The 15,062-nt window shown below is 66.1% G+C and carries 15 protein-coding genes; 10 read left to right on the top strand and 5 right to left on the bottom strand.

Features of this window, described 5'->3' with window-relative positions:
* Positions 1 to 251 precede the first annotated feature (251 nt).
* Positions 252 to 758 (top strand): GNAT family N-acetyltransferase, encoded by a 507-nt coding sequence (locus tag JKG68_RS06050; RefSeq protein ID WP_202056947.1) that lies wholly within the window; start codon positions 252 to 254, stop codon positions 756 to 758.
* Positions 759 to 1,009: 251 nt separating this feature from the next.
* Positions 1,010 to 1,540: an inorganic diphosphatase gene (gene ppa / locus JKG68_RS06055; protein WP_202056948.1), complete on the top strand. Its 531-nt coding sequence runs from the start codon at positions 1,010 to 1,012 to the stop codon at positions 1,538 to 1,540.
* 73 nt (positions 1,541 to 1,613) lie between these two features.
* Here the strand turns inward: ppa and JKG68_RS06060 are convergent, their stop codons facing one another.
* Complete coding sequence (locus JKG68_RS06060; RefSeq protein ID WP_202056951.1) at positions 1,614 to 2,369, bottom strand: cation efflux transmembrane domain-containing protein; 756 nt, start codon at positions 2,367 to 2,369, stop codon at positions 1,614 to 1,616.
* A gap of 67 nt (positions 2,370 to 2,436) precedes the next feature.
* Here JKG68_RS06060 and JKG68_RS06065 point away from each other — a divergent pair, with 67 nt between their 5' ends.
* Positions 2,437 to 2,868: a MerR family transcriptional regulator gene (locus JKG68_RS06065; protein ID WP_202056953.1), complete on the top strand. Its 432-nt coding sequence runs from the start codon at positions 2,437 to 2,439 to the stop codon at positions 2,866 to 2,868.
* Here the strand turns inward: JKG68_RS06065 and JKG68_RS06070 are convergent.
* Positions 2,865 to 4,130: a ubiquinone biosynthesis hydroxylase gene (locus tag JKG68_RS06070; RefSeq protein ID WP_202056955.1), complete on the bottom strand. Its 1,266-nt coding sequence runs from the start codon at positions 4,128 to 4,130 to the stop codon at positions 2,865 to 2,867. The genes JKG68_RS06065 and JKG68_RS06070 overlap by 4 nt on opposite strands.
* Before the next feature lie 125 nt (positions 4,131 to 4,255).
* On the opposite strand from JKG68_RS06070, the gene tesB reads away from it, so the two are divergent.
* From tesB to JKG68_RS06085, 3 genes are all read left to right on the top strand, one after another.
* Positions 4,256 to 5,116 carry an acyl-CoA thioesterase II gene (gene tesB / locus JKG68_RS06075; protein WP_202056958.1) on the top strand — a complete coding sequence of 287 codons (861 nt, stop codon included), beginning with the start codon at positions 4,256 to 4,258 and terminating at the stop codon, positions 5,114 to 5,116.
* Between the two features lie 206 nt (positions 5,117 to 5,322).
* Positions 5,323 to 5,661: a P-II family nitrogen regulator gene (locus JKG68_RS06080; protein WP_202056960.1), complete on the top strand. Its 339-nt coding sequence runs from the start codon at positions 5,323 to 5,325 to the stop codon at positions 5,659 to 5,661.
* A 37-nt stretch (positions 5,662 to 5,698) separates the two neighbouring features.
* Positions 5,699 to 7,048: an ammonium transporter gene (locus JKG68_RS06085; RefSeq protein ID WP_246515132.1), complete on the top strand. Its 1,350-nt coding sequence runs from the start codon at positions 5,699 to 5,701 to the stop codon at positions 7,046 to 7,048.
* Between the two features lie 266 nt (positions 7,049 to 7,314).
* Here the strand turns inward: JKG68_RS06085 and JKG68_RS06090 are convergent, their stop codons facing one another.
* Genes JKG68_RS06090 through JKG68_RS06100 form a run of 3 tightly spaced genes read right to left on the bottom strand, consistent with a single transcriptional unit; the run spans position 7,315 to position 9,280 of the window.
* Positions 7,315 to 7,911: an SCO family protein gene (locus JKG68_RS06090; protein WP_202056962.1), complete on the bottom strand. Its 597-nt coding sequence runs from the start codon at positions 7,909 to 7,911 to the stop codon at positions 7,315 to 7,317.
* 15 nt (positions 7,912 to 7,926) lie between these two features.
* Positions 7,927 to 8,862: a DUF1775 domain-containing protein gene (locus JKG68_RS06095; RefSeq protein WP_202056964.1), complete on the bottom strand. Its 936-nt coding sequence runs from the start codon at positions 8,860 to 8,862 to the stop codon at positions 7,927 to 7,929.
* A gap of 40 nt (positions 8,863 to 8,902) precedes the next feature.
* Positions 8,903 to 9,280: a hypothetical protein gene (locus JKG68_RS06100; RefSeq protein ID WP_202056966.1), complete on the bottom strand. Its 378-nt coding sequence runs from the start codon at positions 9,278 to 9,280 to the stop codon at positions 8,903 to 8,905.
* 179 nt (positions 9,281 to 9,459) lie between these two features.
* Here JKG68_RS06100 and JKG68_RS06105 point away from each other — a divergent pair, with 179 nt between their 5' ends.
* The 4 genes from JKG68_RS06105 to JKG68_RS06120 all read left to right on the top strand — a co-directional run bounded on the left by JKG68_RS06105 (position 9,460) and on the right by JKG68_RS06120 (position 15,061).
* Positions 9,460 to 12,042: a DNA translocase FtsK gene (locus JKG68_RS06105; RefSeq protein WP_202056967.1), complete on the top strand. Its 2,583-nt coding sequence runs from the start codon at positions 9,460 to 9,462 to the stop codon at positions 12,040 to 12,042.
* A 100-nt stretch (positions 12,043 to 12,142) separates the two neighbouring features.
* Complete coding sequence (locus JKG68_RS06110; protein WP_202056968.1) at positions 12,143 to 13,096, top strand: outer-membrane lipoprotein carrier protein LolA; 954 nt, start codon at positions 12,143 to 12,145, stop codon at positions 13,094 to 13,096.
* A 205-nt stretch (positions 13,097 to 13,301) separates the two neighbouring features.
* Positions 13,302 to 14,117, top strand: a complete 816-nt coding sequence (gene xth / locus JKG68_RS06115) for an exodeoxyribonuclease III (protein WP_202056969.1) — start codon at positions 13,302 to 13,304, stop codon at positions 14,115 to 14,117.
* A gap of 44 nt (positions 14,118 to 14,161) precedes the next feature.
* Positions 14,162 to 15,061 carry a Gfo/Idh/MocA family protein gene (locus tag JKG68_RS06120; RefSeq protein ID WP_202056970.1) on the top strand — a complete coding sequence of 300 codons (900 nt, stop codon included), beginning with the start codon at positions 14,162 to 14,164 and terminating at the stop codon, positions 15,059 to 15,061.
* Position 15,062: the final 1 nt, after the last annotated feature.

Genomic DNA, 15,062 nt, shown 5'->3' on the forward strand with positions numbered 1-15,062 from the left:
TGAGGAGCGGGCGCTGACAGCGAAGAACAGGGGCGCTCCAGCCGTGGGGCGCCCTTTTTGTTGGCTCGGATAACGGGGGCTCATCGGCGATGTCGCTTTCGGTCCCTTGCGGCGCTTTAGCCCGTCCCTCGAGCGGTCGCTTGTGCTTACAACGCTATTCCTTGGTAAGCCGGCTCGGGGTTTCGTTAAGCCCGCGTTAACCGTCCTGGGCGGAAGCTTGCTTCATTGTTTCTCTGACCTTCTCAAAAGCTATGAGCGATCTTCTCGTCAGCATCCGTCACGCCAAGCCCGATGACGCTGCTGCTTTGTCCAAGGTTTTCGATGTGGCTTGGCGCGAGGCTTATCTCGGCATCATTCCGGGCCTCACCCTTGAGAAGATGTTCTCGCGCCGCAGCGAGCGCTGGTGGCGCTCCACGGTGTCCCGGGGCCGGCCGCTGGTGGTGCTGGATATCGGCCAGGGGGCGGCGGGCTATGCCTCCTATGGCCGCTGCCGGGATCGCTCCCTGCCGGCGAGGGGCGAGATCGACGAACTCTACCTGCTGCCGGAATACCAGGGTCTCGGCTTCGGCCGGCGCCTGTTCAAGGCTGTGCGCAACGACCTGCGGCACCGGGAGATGGACCGGTTCGTCGTGTGGGCGCTCGAGGACAACGAACGCGCCTGCGCGTTCTACGAGGGAATGGGCGGGCAGAAGGTCTCGCGGGTCGAGGAGCGCATTGGGGGCACGCCGCTGGCCAAGGTGGCCTACCTCTTCCGCTGACGGCGCTTTGCCGCAAGACGGGTCCCCTTTCCGGGAAAACGCCCTAAAAACCTGATTTCGCTTCTTGTTGCCGGGGCTTGCTCCGGCTAGTGAAGCGTCCAGCTTCAGGGAGCGGCTTTACTGGACCTTTTGGGTCAGGCCGCTCTCAGGGCCAGCTTTTGCCGCATTTTCACCGGTGAACCGGCGTCCCCTCCTGCCGGAGGATGCCTCACTTGGAAAATGCTCCAAGCCTTGTTCCGGAGACCAGCTCTATGCGCATTGACGCAATCCCGATTGGAAAGAACCCGCCGGACGACGTGAACGTCGTGATCGAAGTGCCGCTCGGCGGCGAGCCCATCAAGTATGAGATGGACAAGGAGTCGAGCGCTCTGTTCGTCGATCGCTTCCTCTACACCGCCATGCGGTATCCCGGGAACTACGGCTTCATCCCGCACACGCTCTCCGGCGACGGCGACCCGTGCGATGTGCTGGTGGCCAACACCCGCGCGATCATCCCCGGCGCCGTCATGAGCGTGCGCCCCGTGGGCGTGCTGGTGATGGAGGACAATGCGGGCGAGGACGAGAAGATCATCGCCGTGCCCTCCGCCAACCTGACCCAGCGCTACGACCGGGTGCAGAACTACACCGACCTGCCCGAGATCACGATCAAGCAGATCGAGCACTTCTTCGAGCACTACAAGGACCTCGAGCCCGGCAAGTGGGTGAAGATCATCCGCTGGGGCGACGTCACGGAGGCCCGCCGCCTGATCAACGAGGGCATCGAGCGGGCCAAGAAGAAGTAAGACAGGCTCGCGCTCTCGTCCCACGACAGGAGGCCAGGCATTTGCCTGGCCTTTTTCATGGAGCCACCTGGGATCACCCGGCCGCAGCGGGGAACCCGTGGCCGGTGCTGCGGTGCTCGGCGAGCGCTTGGCGCAGGATCTGCACCGCCGAGGACAGGAACAGGCCCGCCATGAGGGCTGCGACGATCAGATCGGGCCAGGCGCTCGCAGTCCACCAGACCGCCCCTGCCGCAAGCGTCACGACGATGTTGCCGATGGCGTCGTTGCGCGAGCACAGCCAGACCGACCTGACATTGGCGTCGCCGTCCTTGTAGCGCATCAGCAGGAGCACGCTGGCGACATTGGCCGCGAGGGCCAGAAGCCCGATCCCGCCCATGATCTCCGCCCGCGGCAGTCCCAGGACGAGCACGTGATGAACGGTTGAGCCCAGCACCCAGGCTCCCATGACCGACAGGCTCAGCCCCTTGAACAGGGCAGCGGTCGCCCGCGTGCGTAAGGAAGCGCCGATCACCGCAAGGCTCAGGCCGTAGGTGACGGTGTCGCCGAGGAAATCGAGGGCATCGGCTTGCAGGGCCTGCGAGCGGGCCAGGTGCCCGGCCACGATCTCGGTGACGAACATGGCGGCATTGATGAGGATCACCGTCCACAGCACGCGCTTGTAGCGCGGATCGACTCCATCGAAGACCGGCACGCCTCCATGGCACCCGCAGGCCCCATCGGCAGGGCCGTGACCTGCCGATGGCATCGCCTCGTGCACCGCATGGTCGTGGCTGTGAGCCTTGTGGGGGCTGCAGCATGCATCGTGCCGGTGTCCGCAGGCTTCGCTCATCGTTTGCTCCTTTTCAGCGTCGGTGCAGAACCGTACAATCTCTAGCGGCTAGAGGTTCAAGAGATAAATGACCGATCTGTCCATTGGAGAACTGTCGCGCCGGGTTGCGGTGAAGGTGCCGACGATCCGCTATTACGAGCAGATCGGGCTCCTGCCCGTCCCGCCGCGCACGGAAGGGCGGCAGCGGCGCTATGGGGCGCAGGCCGTGTCCCGCCTCCGCTTCATCCGCCATGCGCGGGATCTAGGCTTCGAGGTGGAGGCGATCCGGGAGCTTCTGAGCCTGAGCGCCATGCCGGAACAGCCCTGCGAGCCGGCCGACCGGATCGTTCTGCGGCACCTCGAAAGTGTCGAGCGCCGCATCGAGCAGTTGAGCCTCCTGCGCGCCGAGCTGCGGCACATGTTGGACGATTGCACCCATGGCCAGGTGCGGGAATGCCGGATCATCCAGGTTCTGGCCGATCACGAGCAATGCCGGCACGAGCACGGCAGAACAGTCTAGAGCGCCTCGCCCCGGAGCAGGCGCGGTGCCTCCCGGCCTGTCAGTCCCGCCGCCTCGCCGATGAAGAAGCGCTTCAGGCCCGGCATCCGGTCGACGAGGCCGAGGCCTAAGTCGCGGATCAGGCGCACGGGCAGGATGTCATTGGAGAAGAGCCGGTTCAGGCCGTCCGTCACCACGCCCATGGCGGTGATGTCGGTGCGGCGCGCGCGCTCGTATTGGTCCAGAACGTCGGCCGCGCCCGGATCCATGCCGAGCCGCATGGCGTCCGTGACGATCTCGGCAAGCGCCGCAGCGTCATGCAGGCCGAGATTGAGCCCCTGACCCGCGATCGGGTGGATCACATGGGCCGCATCGCCCAGAAGCGCCAGGCGCTCCCCCACGAAGGAGCGCGCCACGCCGAACGACAGGGGAAAGGCCTGGGGCTTGGTCTCGAACGAAAGCGCCCCAAGCTGCAATCCGAAGCGGCGCTCCAATTCGACGAGCAGGTCCTCGGGGTGGGATTCCAGCAAGGCTGGCACGTTCTCGGCCCGTTCGGTCCAGACGATGGAGGAGCGATTCTTAAGGCTGCCATCGGCCTGGAGCTCCGATTTGAGCGGCAGGATCGCAAAAGGGCCTGAGGGCAGGAAGTGCTCAACGGCCCTGCCCTCGTGATCGCGCTCGTGCCCGATGGTGGCGACGATGCCGGACTGTTTGTAAGGCCACGAGATCCAGCCGATTCCCGCCTGTTCGCGCAGGCGCGAACGCCCGCCATCGGCGGCCACCAGGAGTGCGGCCGGCAGGGTTTCCCCGCCGGCCAGGGCGACCTCGGTGCGGGCGCCGTGCACGGTAAAGCCCTTGACGCCTTCAGGCCTCAGTTCGACCTCCGCCTCCCGGCAGGCCTCCAGAAGAGCTGCGGTCAGGTGGCCTGCCGTCACCATATGGGCGAAAGGCTCTGTTCCGTCCACGTCCCTCTCGAAGGTGAGAAAGGTGGGGCGCACCGGGTCCTGCAGCCGGCTGTCGGTGATCACCATGTCGAGGATGGGCTGGGCGCGCTCCGCCACTCCGTCCCAGACGGCGAGCGCCGTCAGCATCCGGCGGGCGGCGGCCGCGATGGCATAGGAGCGCTTGTCCCCGTGTGGATCGCGTTTCAGGGCCGGGTCGCACATGACCACGTGGATCCCGTCGGAAAGACCTCGTTTGAGGGCGAGCGCCAGGGACAGTCCGGCGAGCCCGCCGCCGGCGATGACGATGCGCGGTCGCTCCACACCCGTTGCTGCGCTCATCGGTCTTTCTCCATGCCTCAAACGTTATAGGTGGGTGTCAGCGATCCATTCGCCAGCGTCAAGCTTGACGTTCCTGACCCGCTCGCCGATGGATGGCACGATCTGATCAAAGGATTCCGAGGCCCATGTCCCGCGCCGTCACCGACCTGCTCTCCATCCTCGACCTCGAACGGCTCGAGGTGAACCTGTTTCGCGGGCAAAGCCCGAAGAGCGGATGGCAGCGGGTGTTCGGCGGTCAGGTGATCGGGCAAGCGCTGGTGGCCGCCACCCGCACGGTGGACGGGCGCCATCCCCACTCGCTTCATTGCTATTTCATGCTGCCCGGCGATCCCAAGGTCCCGATCATCTACGAGGTGGACCGCCTTCGCGACGGCCGGAGCTTCACCACCCGGCGCGTGCTGGCGATCCAGCACGGGCAGGCGATCTTCTCCATGTCGGCCTCGTTCCATCTGGAGGAAGAGGGCTTCTCGCATCAAGCCGAGATGCCGAAGGTGCCTGGCCCCGATGAGCTTCCCAGCGAGGAGGAGGTAAAAGGCGGCCTGATCCTCAAGATGCCGGAGCCCATGCGCACCTATTACGAGCGCGAGCGCCCGCTGGAGATCCGGCCCGTGGAACTCAATCGCTACATGTCGCGCGAGCCGGGCGAGCCGCGCTTCCACGTGTGGATCAAGACCACCGGGCGCCTGCCGGACGATCCGGCCATTCATCAATGCGTGCTCGCCTACGCCTCCGACATGACGCTCCTCGACACGTCCCTGATCCCCCATGGCCGGACGGTGTTCGAGCCTGAGATCCAGCCGGCCAGCCTGGACCACGCCATGTGGTTCCACCGGCCCTTCCGGGCCGACGAGTGGCTGCTCTACGCGCAGGACACGCCGAGCGCCGGCGGTGCCCGCGGCCTGTCCCGCGGCCTCATTTTCAAGCAGGACGGCACTCTCGTCGCGTCCGTCGCTCAGGAAGGGCTCATCCGCGAGCGGAGAGCCTGAACCCTTCTGCTCAATAAGTAGGCATCCAGGCACAATTATAGCCCAGCTAATGCTGCCTATCAAAGAGGCAGCATCCCCGTCCCTATGCGCCGCAAAGCTTGGCATGTTTCTTGCGTAAAGGCCCCACGACACCCGTCCAGAGGTCGGGTTCACGTGGAAACCGTCGCCCGATCTTTCGGGCAGACGTCTCAAAGGGGGCCTGACCCATGAAAATCGTGATGGCGGTCATCAAGCCGTTCAAGCTGGAGGAGGTGCGCGATGCGCTCACCACTCTCGGCGTGCACGGCCTTACCGTGACTGAGGTGAAGGGCTACGGACGGCAGAAGGGTCATACGGAGATCTATCGCGGCGCCGAATATGCCGTGAGCTTCCTGCCGAAGCTGAAGATCGAAGTGGCGGTCGCCACCGAGCTGGTGCCGCAGGTGATCGACGCGATCACCGCATCGGCCCGGACGGGCCAGATCGGCGACGGCAAGATCTTCGTCATGTCGCTTGAAAAAGCCGTTCGCATCCGCACGGGCGAAACCGATGCCGACGCCCTCTGATCCCAATTTCTTTGCTCATTTCCGGAGTTCACTTCCGATGACGTTTCGTCCTCTTCTTCTGCCGGCGCTTGGCGCGCTGGCGCTGGGCTTAAGCCTCGCCGCCTTCGATCCCGCCCTCGCGCAGGACGCCGCCGCAGCCCCCACCGTCAACAAGGGCGACACCGGCTGGATGCTCGTCTCGACGATTCTCGTGATCCTCATGACGATCCCGGGGCTGGCCCTGTTCTATGGCGGCCTCGTGCGCACCAAGAACATGCTGTCCGTGCTCATGCAGGTTTTCGCGGTGTTCAGCCTCGTGGCCATCCTGTGGGTGTTCTACGGCTACTCGGTCGCCTTCACGTCCGGCGGCGAAGGCGCGCTCGGCGCCATCGTCGGCGGCTTCGGAAAAGCGTTTCTCGCCGGCGTGACCACGGATTCCACCGCCGACACCTTCACCAAGGGCGTCGCCATTCCTGAATTCACCTTCATCGCCTTCCAGCTCACCTTCGCGGCTCTCACGCCGGCCCTGATCGTCGGCGCCTTCGCCGAGCGCATCAAGTTCTCCGCCGTGATGCTGTTCACGGGCCTGTGGGTGACCTTCGTCTACCTGCCGATCGCCCATATGGTGTGGTTCTCGGAAGGCTATCTCTTCGGCCTCGGCGCTCTCGACTTCGCGGGCGGCACCGTAGTGCACATCAACTCGGGCGTCGCCGGTCTCGTGGGCGCCCTGCTGGTGGGCAAACGCATCGGCTACGGCCGCGACCTGATGGCTCCGCATTCGCTGACGCTGACCTTCGTGGGCGCCTGCCTCCTGTGGGTCGGCTGGTTCGGCTTCAATGCGGGCTCGAACCTGGAGGCCACGGGCGGCGCCGCGCTCGCGCTCCTCAACACCATTGTGGCCCCCGCCGCGGCCGGTCTCTCCTGGATGACCGTCGAGGCCATGAGCAAAGGCAAGGCCTCGCTGCTGGGCATCGCCTCGGGCGCGGTCGCCGGACTTGTGGCCATCACCCCGGCGGCCGGCCTTGCGGGCCCCATGGGCTCCATCGTGCTGGGCCTCGTTGCCGGCGCGGTCTGCTACTTTGCGGTCACCGGCGTGAAGAACGCTCTCGGCTATGACGATGCCCTCGATGTGTTCGGCATCCACGGCGTGGGCGGCATCCTCGGCGCCATCGGCACCGGCATCGTGGCGGCCCCGTCGCTCGGCGGCTACGGCGTCGGCGAGTACAGCATCGGCGGCCAGGTCTGGACCCAGATCATCGCCGTGGCGGTGACGCTGGTGTGGACCGGCATCGGCTCCGTGGCGCTCTTCAAGCTCGTCGATCTGGTGGTTGGCCTGCGGGTGACCCAGGACGCCGAGCGCGAAGGCCTCGACCTCGCCGACCACGGCGAGCGCGCCTACAGCTACTAAAAGGTTATCCGCATTGCCCAGCGGGCGATGCGGCAGCGAAGTCTTCCAGAGGCTCGAACGGAAAAGCCCCGGTCATACGCCGGGGCTTTTCTTGTTCTCAGATACTGACTGTCATTCCGGGGCGGGCGTTAGCGAGAGCCCGGAATCCATAACCGCTAACGCTACAGGATAGAATAAAGCGGCTTTGGGCGCGCCTACTCGACAGATCTTGTGTTTATGGATTCCGGGCTCCGCGACGCGGCTCCGGAATGACAGTGAGGACGATATCACCCGTTCTTCACAAGCTGCCGCAGCTTCCCGCGCCGGGTCTCCTCCGGCTCCTGGAAGTTGGACGTGCCGTAGAACTCGCCCTTGCTGTCCATCAGGAACAGGGTGGCCGAGTGGTCCATGGTGTAGTCCGAGCCTTCCGTCGGGACCTTGCGGTAGTAGATCTTGTAGGCCTTGGCCGCCGCGGCGACCTCCTCTTCCGTTCCGGTGAGACCGACGATGCGCGGATCGAAGGAGGACAGGTAGGTTTTCATCAGCTCGGGCGTGTCCCGCGTCGGGTCCACGGTTATGAAGGCGGCCTGCAGGTTTTCCGCGTCCTTGCCTAAAGCCGCCATGTCCTGGGTGAGGTCGTAGAGGGTGGTCGGGCAGACCTCCGGGCAATGGGTGAAGCCGAAGAACACCACGAAGGGCTTACCCTTCAGGTTCTCGTCCGTGAATGGTTTGCCCTCCTGGCTCGTGAGCCGGAACGGCCCGCCGATCGGCACCTTGCCGGCGCTCTGCTGCGCGTCGGGCAGGATCAGCAGAAGGGTGGTCAGCAGGGTCAGGGCCGCAATGGCGAAGACCAGGAGCGGTATGAGAAGGCGCTTGAACGTCATGGCAAATCTCCTGCCTTAATGCTTATGCTCGGCCGGCGCCGAGGCGCCGATGCCGCGCACCGCGTAGTCCACCTCGACGGCTCCGGCCTTCTCGAACTGGAGGGTGCCCTTGACGGTCTGGCCCTCCTTCAGGGGCTCCTTCAGGTCCACGAACATGAGATGGAAGCCCCCGGGCTTCAGCTCGACGGTGGTGCCCGGCCTGATCTCGAGCCCGCCTTCCACCGGCTTCATGCGCATGACGTCGCCCTCGAGGCGCATCTCATGCACCTCGACCTTGCCGGCGAGCGCAAACGACCCGCCGATCAAGCGGTCGGGCGCCGTGCCGGTGTTGGTGATGCGCAGGTAGCCGCCGCCGACCTTGGCGCCGCCCGGCGTCGCCCTCGACCAGGGCTGCTCCAGGTTGAGCGCGCCCGATTTCTGCGCCGGTGCCGCGTTGGCTGCGGCCACGATCCTCACGCCCGGTGCAGGCGATTTCAGGCTGTGCGGATCCTCGCCGGCAGCAGGCACCTGGCTCCATTCCTCGACGGCGCCCTCGCATTCCTGCACCACGGGAAAATACACCGTCGCGCCGTGCTGGTAGGTGTCGGTGAAGCGGGCCTGGAACACGAACTCGTCGTAATGGCCATCGTCGAGAGACCCGGACCACACGATATCGGTCACACCTTCCGATACGGCTTCGCCATGAACCTGATAAGCCCTGACATAGGCCCCCTTGGCGGTTTCCAGCTTCCAGCCGGCTTTCGGCATGGGCTTGACGGCCACGATGCCCTCCGGGATCCGCACCCGGACCTTGAGGGTCGGCTTGCCCTCGCATCCATGCGGGATGCGTAGGGTAGCCTTGTAGGTGGAATCCGGCGCGGTCTGCCCGTTCTCGAAGGAGACGTGAGCGAAGGCGGGCGACGAGAATGCGATAAAGGCGGCGCCAAGCGCGCCGAGGCGTGACGAAGTCATGGGAGACGTCCTGTGGTTTCGGATGATCGTTGTGGAGCAATCAGCCGAGGCGCGGCGGCGCGCGGGACCCCAGGGGCAGGACGCTGGACGTAACGCGCAGGACCGATGAGCCGCCGGGGGTTCCGGCGACAAGGGCTACGGGTTCGAGGCGCTCGAGAGCGGTGGAGCCCGGCGGCTCTGCCGGCCCCGAGCCGTGACAGCCCGCGAGGCAGCACAGGCCGTCATGGGCTTTGGCGGGTGAAGGGTCGGACGAAGAGGAGCCGTCCTGTATGCAGAGGATTCCCTGCGCGCCTGCGAGCGTTGCCGCATGAAGCGCGCCGCCGATGGGCAGGAGCAGCATCTGCAGGACGAACGCATAGACCATCGCCGCCACGATGGCGGCGCGCGTCCAACCGGTCCTGGAGGCCATGCGGGTCATGGCCGGGACACTGGTCCCTTGAAGGCGGAAGGTCAACCGCGCAAAACGCCTCCCAGGCCCCGGACTGAGAGCCAGGGCCACTTTTTCCGCACGATGCGTTTAGGGTTAAAGGACCCTTAACCCGGCAGCGCTAGCATCCTTGGCAACATTGTCCCGTCCACTGTTTTCAGAGTGGTTTGATGCGTACGGCCCGCCGTTCTTCTTCCGCCTATGATGGCCTTTTCAGCGCCTTCCGCGGTTTCCTCGCCCGGCGGGCGCAGGAGCTGACAGGCCTGTGCCTGATCGCCCTCGCCGGAGCGGTCGCCGTGGCCCTGTCGACCTGGGCCGTCGACGACCCCAGCCTCAACAACGCCACCGATCTGCCCGTGCGCAATCTTCTCGGTTGGCCCGGCGCCATCGTGGCCGATCTGCTCATGCAGCTTCTGGGCTTGGGCGCCATTGCGGCCGTTATGCCTTTGGCGCTCTGGGGCTGGCGCCTCATGAAAACCGGCGAGCTCGGCCGCATGCAGCTGCGCCTCGCGCTGTGGGTCATCGGCTCGGGCGCGGCGACCGCACTGGCGAGCGCCCTGCCGCCCACGCAAAGCTGGCCCTTGCCCACGGGCCTTGGCGGCGTGGTCGGCGATGCGATCCTGGCCGGCGCCAAGGCGGTGACGGGCCTGTCCAGCGGCTCGGCCAGCGCGGTTCTGGGCTTCCTGTTCGCCGCCTTGGCCATCCTGAGCCTCAGCGCTGCCTGCGGCCTCGGCGCGGCGGATGAGAGGCACCACGAGGAGCCGGAGGATCCAGAGGAGGATCAGCCCGTCAGGCGCCGCAAGATCCAGGACTGGGACGAGACGGAGGATGCCGGCCACGACGAGCCGGGCTGGGGCATCGTGTCCCTGGGTGCCCTGGCCCATGGTGTTATGAGCCTGCGGGCGAGCGCCCGGCGCTGGAGCGAGGGCCGTCGCTCCGCTCCAGACGACGAATTCGAGACCGTGCCCGCTCCGGCCAAGCGCTCGGCCCGCCAGCCCGGCGCGATGCGGCGCGAGCCTGTTCTCGACGGGGCTCCCGCACGCAGGCCCGCACCGGCTTCCGTGCCGATGCATGACGAGGACGACGCGCCCTGGGACGAGGATGACGTTCCCGCTCCGGCGGCACGGCTCGAGCCTGCTCCCACCCGCGTCGCGCCGGTGCCGGCGGCTCCGAAGCCCGGCAAGCGCATGGCCCGGGAGGCGCAGCCCTCTCTCCTCGACGAGGCGAACTACCAGCTGCCCCAGCTCAACCTGCTCGCCGAGCCGAAGCGGCCCGCAGCCCCTCTGGTTTCGGCCGAGGCCCTGGAGCAGAACGCCAACCTGCTCGAAGGCACCCTGGAGGATTTCGGGGTCAGGGGCGCCATCACCAAGGTCAATCCCGGCCCTGTTGTGACGTTGTACGAGCTTGAGCCGGCGCCAGGGACGAAGTCGTCCCGCGTCATCTCCCTGGCGGACGACATTGCCCGCTCCATGAGCGCGGTCTCGGCCCGCGTGGCGGTGGTGCAGGGCCGCAACGCCATCGGCATCGAGCTGCCCAACCACAAGCGCGAGACCGTGTTCCTGCGCGAGCTTCTCGCCTCGCAGGACTTCGAAACCTCCAAGCAGAAGCTGGCGCTCTGCCTCGGCAAGACCATCGGCGGCGAGCCGGTGATCGCGGATCTTGCCCGCATGCCGCACCTCCTGGTGGCCGGCACCACCGGCTCCGGCAAGTCGGTGGCGATCAACACCATGATCCTGTCGCTGGTCTACCGGCTCTCGCCCGCCGAGTGCCGCCTGATCATGGTGGACCCCAAGATGCTGGAGCTGTCCGTCTACGACGGCATCCCGCATCTCCTCACCCCGGTGGTCACCGACCCCAAGAAGGCCGTGGTGGCGCTCAAATGGGCGGTGCGGGAAATGGAGGACCGCTACCGCAAGATGTCGAAGCTCGGGGTGCGCAACATCGACGGCTTCAACGCCCGCGTCGTCGAGGCTAAAGCCCGCGGCGAGACCATCACCCGCACGGTGCAGACAGGGTTCGACCGCGAGACGGGCGAAGCGGTCTACGAGGATGAGGTGATGGATCTCGATCCCTTGCCCTACATCGTTGTGATCGTGGACGAGATGGCCGACCTGATGATGGTGGCCGGCAAGGAGATCGAGGGCGCCATCCAGCGCCTGGCCCAGATGGCCAGAGCCGCCGGCATTCACGTGATCCTGGCAACCCAGCGGCCCAGCGTGGACGTGATCACCGGCACCATCAAGGCGAACTTCCCCACCCGCATCTCGTTCCAGGTCACCTCCAAGATCGACAGCCGCACGATCCTGGGCGAGATGGGCGCCGAGCAGCTCCTGGGCCAAGGCGACATGCTGTACATGGCCGGCGGCGGGCGCATCACCCGCGTGCACGGACCCTTCTGCTCCGACGAGGAAGTCGAGAAGGTGGTGGCCCACCTCAAGCGCCAGGGCCGTCCGCAGTATCTGGAGGCCGTGACGGCCGATGAGGACGACGGCGGCGGTGCAGGCTCGGACACACCGGTCTTCGACCAGGGCGAGTTCGGCGCACCGGGCGGGGATCTGTACGACCAGGCGGTGGCCGTGGTGCTGCGGGACAAGAAGGCTTCGACGAGCTACATCCAGCGGCGCCTGCAGATCGGCTACAACCGGGCCGCCTCGCTCATGGAGCGCATGGAGAACGAAGGCATCGTGGGACCTGCCAACCACGCCGGCAAACGCGAGATTCTGCTTGAAGCGCCCGGCATGGGAGAGGATTAAGGTCTCACGATCGGAACCTTGGCCGCTGCCCTGCGTCATTGTTGAGCCATGTGCAATGGCCAAGCAGCGTCCACTATAGGTTCCGAAGGAGATTCGTCGGATGCGTCCTGTCCATCTTGCCGGCCTGATCGCGGCCCTGTCCGCGCTGGCGGGTGCCGTGCCGGCTTCGGCCCAGACGACGCTGCCGATCGAACTCATGCTGCCCTCGGCCAGTCCGGCTGCGCCTGCGACCGCAGCATCGGCGGCACAGGGCTTCAACCTCTCGGCGGCGCCCCTGCCGACCGCCTCCTTCCGTCGGCCGGCGGCAGCACCTGCCTCCATCACTCAACCCACCCGCGTGGACATGACAAGGCCCGTGAATGCGGAGCAGGTTCTGGCCGCAACGGCGCCGCTGCCGCCGTCCCGGCCGGCCTTGGCCGAGGCGCCGGAGCCGGAACCCATCGCGATTGCGCCCAAGCCCATCGTCACGGCTTCCGCTGAGCCGGTGGCGCTGGTGCAGCCGCTGCCAAACGCCGCCATCGTCGAGCGGGCCAATGCCTATTTCACCAATCTCAGCACCCTGGTGGCCGATTTCACCCAAGTGGGCGGCGACGGGCGCAGGCAGGGCGGCACCCTTTATCTTCAGCGGCCGGGCAAGGTGCGGTTCGAATACGATCCCCCCGCCACCCTCCAGGTGATCGCCGACGGCCGCTCGGTGGCCGTACGCGACCGGAAGCTCGCCACCCAGGATCTCTACTCGATCTCCCAGACACCGCTGAAGTTCCTGCTGCGCGAGCGGGTCAATCTCGGCCAGGACATCAAGATCACCGGCATCACCCATGACGGGGATTCGGTGCGCATCAACCTGGAGGACTCCTCGACGCTCGGCGGAACCTCCCGGATCACCCTGTACTTCGACCCACAGGTGGAAAGCTTGAACCAGTGGCGCATCGTCGATGCGCAGGGATTCCAGACCGTCGTGGTGCTGGGCAAGATGGAGCGGGGCCGCCGGATCGATCAGGACCTGTTCAAGATCCAGTACGAGGCCATCATCGGCGCCGGCAACAACCGGTAAGGAAGCTGTGGCCGCTCCCAAGCCGCCAGATGGCGCGATCGGTGTCGTTCCCGGCCGCAGAGCAGCGAAGGGGAAGGGACGCCAGCCACACGCTCAGCGCCATGGATCCCGTTCCCGGCCTGCGGCCGTCCGGCATGACACCTCGCCCTTCCCTCCGGCCCAAAACTGTCGTAGCCGGTGAACATCGTCCGAAGGGCCACACCCCGTGCAACTGACCGTCTCGACATGGAACATCAATTCCGTTCGCCTGCGCATCGACCAGGTGGGCCGCTTCCTCAGGGAGCGGCGCCCCGACATCCTCTGCCTGCAGGAAACCAAGTGCCCGAACGACAAGCTGCCTCTGAAGGAGCTGCAGGCCTTCGGCTATCCGTTCGTGGTCCATATGGGCCAGAAGGGCTATAATGGGGTCGCGATCCTGTCCCGCTATCCGTTCTCTGAAACCGGCGTGATGGAGATGTGCGGCCGCCAGGACGCCCGCCACATCTTCGTGACCTTGAGCCGGGAGGCCAAGGCTGCGGCAGGGCTCACGATCCATAATTTCTACGTACCGGCCGGCGGCGACATCGCCGATCCCGACCTCAACGAGAAATTCCGCCACAAGCTCGACTTCATGGCCGAGATGCGCGCCTGGGGCAGCCGCGCGAAGCCCACCTCGGGGCCCTCGATTCTGGTGGGCGACCTCAATGTGGCTCCCCTCGAGCACGACGTGTGGAGCCACAAGCAGCTTCTCGACGTGGTGAGCCACACGCCGGTGGAAACCCAGGCCTTGGAGGAGCTGCGCCAGGAGGCCGAGTGGATCGACGCCATGCGCCACCTGAGGCCCGAGCCGGAAAAGATCTATTCCTGGTGGAGCTACCGCTCGACCGACTGGGCCCAGGCCAACAAGGGCCGCAGGCTCGATCACATCTGGCTGTCGAACACCATGAAGGACAGCTTGCGCTCCATCGACATTACCCGCGAGACCCGCGGCTGGGAGCGGCCCTCCGACCACGTGCCCGTCACGGCGGTGCTGGAGCTATAGGCAGCACTTCCATCCCTCCCTGTCACCTGCGCGGATTTCTCCTCATGTACGGCATCGGTATCGTCGGGCTCGGCACAATGGGCCGACGGCTTGCAGAAAGCTTCAAGGCGAACCCCGCCTTCAGGATCGTTGCGGCACATGATCCAGCCGCATCGGAAACGACGATCCCGATGGCCAGCAGCGTCGATGAACTCGTCGGCAATCCATTGGTCCAATGCGTCTATGTGGCGACGCCTCCTCTCACCCATGAGGCGATCGTCAGGGTCGTTGCCGGCGCCGGCAAGGCTGTCTTCTGCGAGAAGCCTCTCGCCGCAACGCCGGAGTCGGCCCGAGCCTGCGTCGATGCCGTTGCCCAGGCCGGCATCCCGGCTGCCGTCAATTTTCCGTTCGCGACGGCACCGGCCGCCCTTCGCCTCAAGGAACTGGTCGAGACCGGAGCGCTCGGCGACAACCTCTCGGCCCATCTGACCCTGCGCTTTCGGCAATGGCCCAGAGGGTGGCAGCAGGGCGCGACCACATGGCTTGCAGGGCCCGAGCAAGGCGGCTTCACGCGGGAGGTGGTCTCCCACTTCATGTTCCTGGCCCAGCGCCTCTTCGGCTCGGGACAGCTGACCGAATGCTCCGTCGAGCGCGGAGAAACGGGAACGGAAACACGGGTTCATGCCGTGCTGCGGTTCCCAGCGGCGACCCTGACCATCGACGGCGCCGTGGCAGGCACCGAGGAGGAGTTCAACCGCTTCGAGGTCAAAGGCTCCAAGAGCGCAGCCGTCATGAGCGAATGGTATCGCCTGACCCATGAGAGCGGCGACATCGCACCGGTGCGGGCGGATGCCGGGCAGATCGCGGAACTCGCAAAGCTTCTGGAAGGCCGAGCCCACCGGCTCGCCACCTTCGAGGAGGCGGCAGACGTGGTGCGGCTCATCGAAGAAATCCTGGCATCCTGAG

Source organism: Microvirga aerilata (assembly GCF_016743775.1).
GTDB lineage: Bacteria > Pseudomonadota > Alphaproteobacteria > Rhizobiales > Beijerinckiaceae > Microvirga > Microvirga aerilata.

Bases quoted from the DNA above. Each gene is read 5' to 3' on its own strand.
- JKG68_RS06050 (WP_202056947.1), top strand. From the start codon at position 252: ATGAGCGATCTTCTCGTCAGCATCCGTCACGCCAAGCCCGATGACGCT.
- ppa (WP_202056948.1), top strand. From the start codon at position 1,010: ATGCGCATTGACGCAATCCCGATTGGAAAGAACCCGCCGGACGACGTG.
- JKG68_RS06060 (WP_202056951.1), bottom strand. From the start codon at position 2,369: ATGAGCGAAGCCTGCGGACACCGGCACGATGCATGCTGCAGCCCCCAC.
- JKG68_RS06065 (WP_202056953.1), top strand. From the start codon at position 2,437: ATGACCGATCTGTCCATTGGAGAACTGTCGCGCCGGGTTGCGGTGAAG.
- JKG68_RS06070 (WP_202056955.1), bottom strand. From the start codon at position 4,130: ATGAGCGCAGCAACGGGTGTGGAGCGACCGCGCATCGTCATCGCCGGC.
- tesB (WP_202056958.1), top strand. From the start codon at position 4,256: ATGTCCCGCGCCGTCACCGACCTGCTCTCCATCCTCGACCTCGAACGG.
- JKG68_RS06080 (WP_202056960.1), top strand. From the start codon at position 5,323: ATGAAAATCGTGATGGCGGTCATCAAGCCGTTCAAGCTGGAGGAGGTG.
- JKG68_RS06085 (WP_246515132.1), top strand. From the start codon at position 5,699: ATGACGTTTCGTCCTCTTCTTCTGCCGGCGCTTGGCGCGCTGGCGCTG.
- JKG68_RS06090 (WP_202056962.1), bottom strand. From the start codon at position 7,911: ATGACGTTCAAGCGCCTTCTCATACCGCTCCTGGTCTTCGCCATTGCG.
- JKG68_RS06095 (WP_202056964.1), bottom strand. From the start codon at position 8,862: ATGACTTCGTCACGCCTCGGCGCGCTTGGCGCCGCCTTTATCGCATTC.
- JKG68_RS06100 (WP_202056966.1), bottom strand. From the start codon at position 9,280: ATGACCCGCATGGCCTCCAGGACCGGTTGGACGCGCGCCGCCATCGTG.
- JKG68_RS06105 (WP_202056967.1), top strand. From the start codon at position 9,460: ATGCGTACGGCCCGCCGTTCTTCTTCCGCCTATGATGGCCTTTTCAGC.
- JKG68_RS06110 (WP_202056968.1), top strand. From the start codon at position 12,143: ATGCGTCCTGTCCATCTTGCCGGCCTGATCGCGGCCCTGTCCGCGCTG.
- JKG68_RS06120 (WP_202056970.1), top strand. From the start codon at position 14,162: ATGTACGGCATCGGTATCGTCGGGCTCGGCACAATGGGCCGACGGCTT.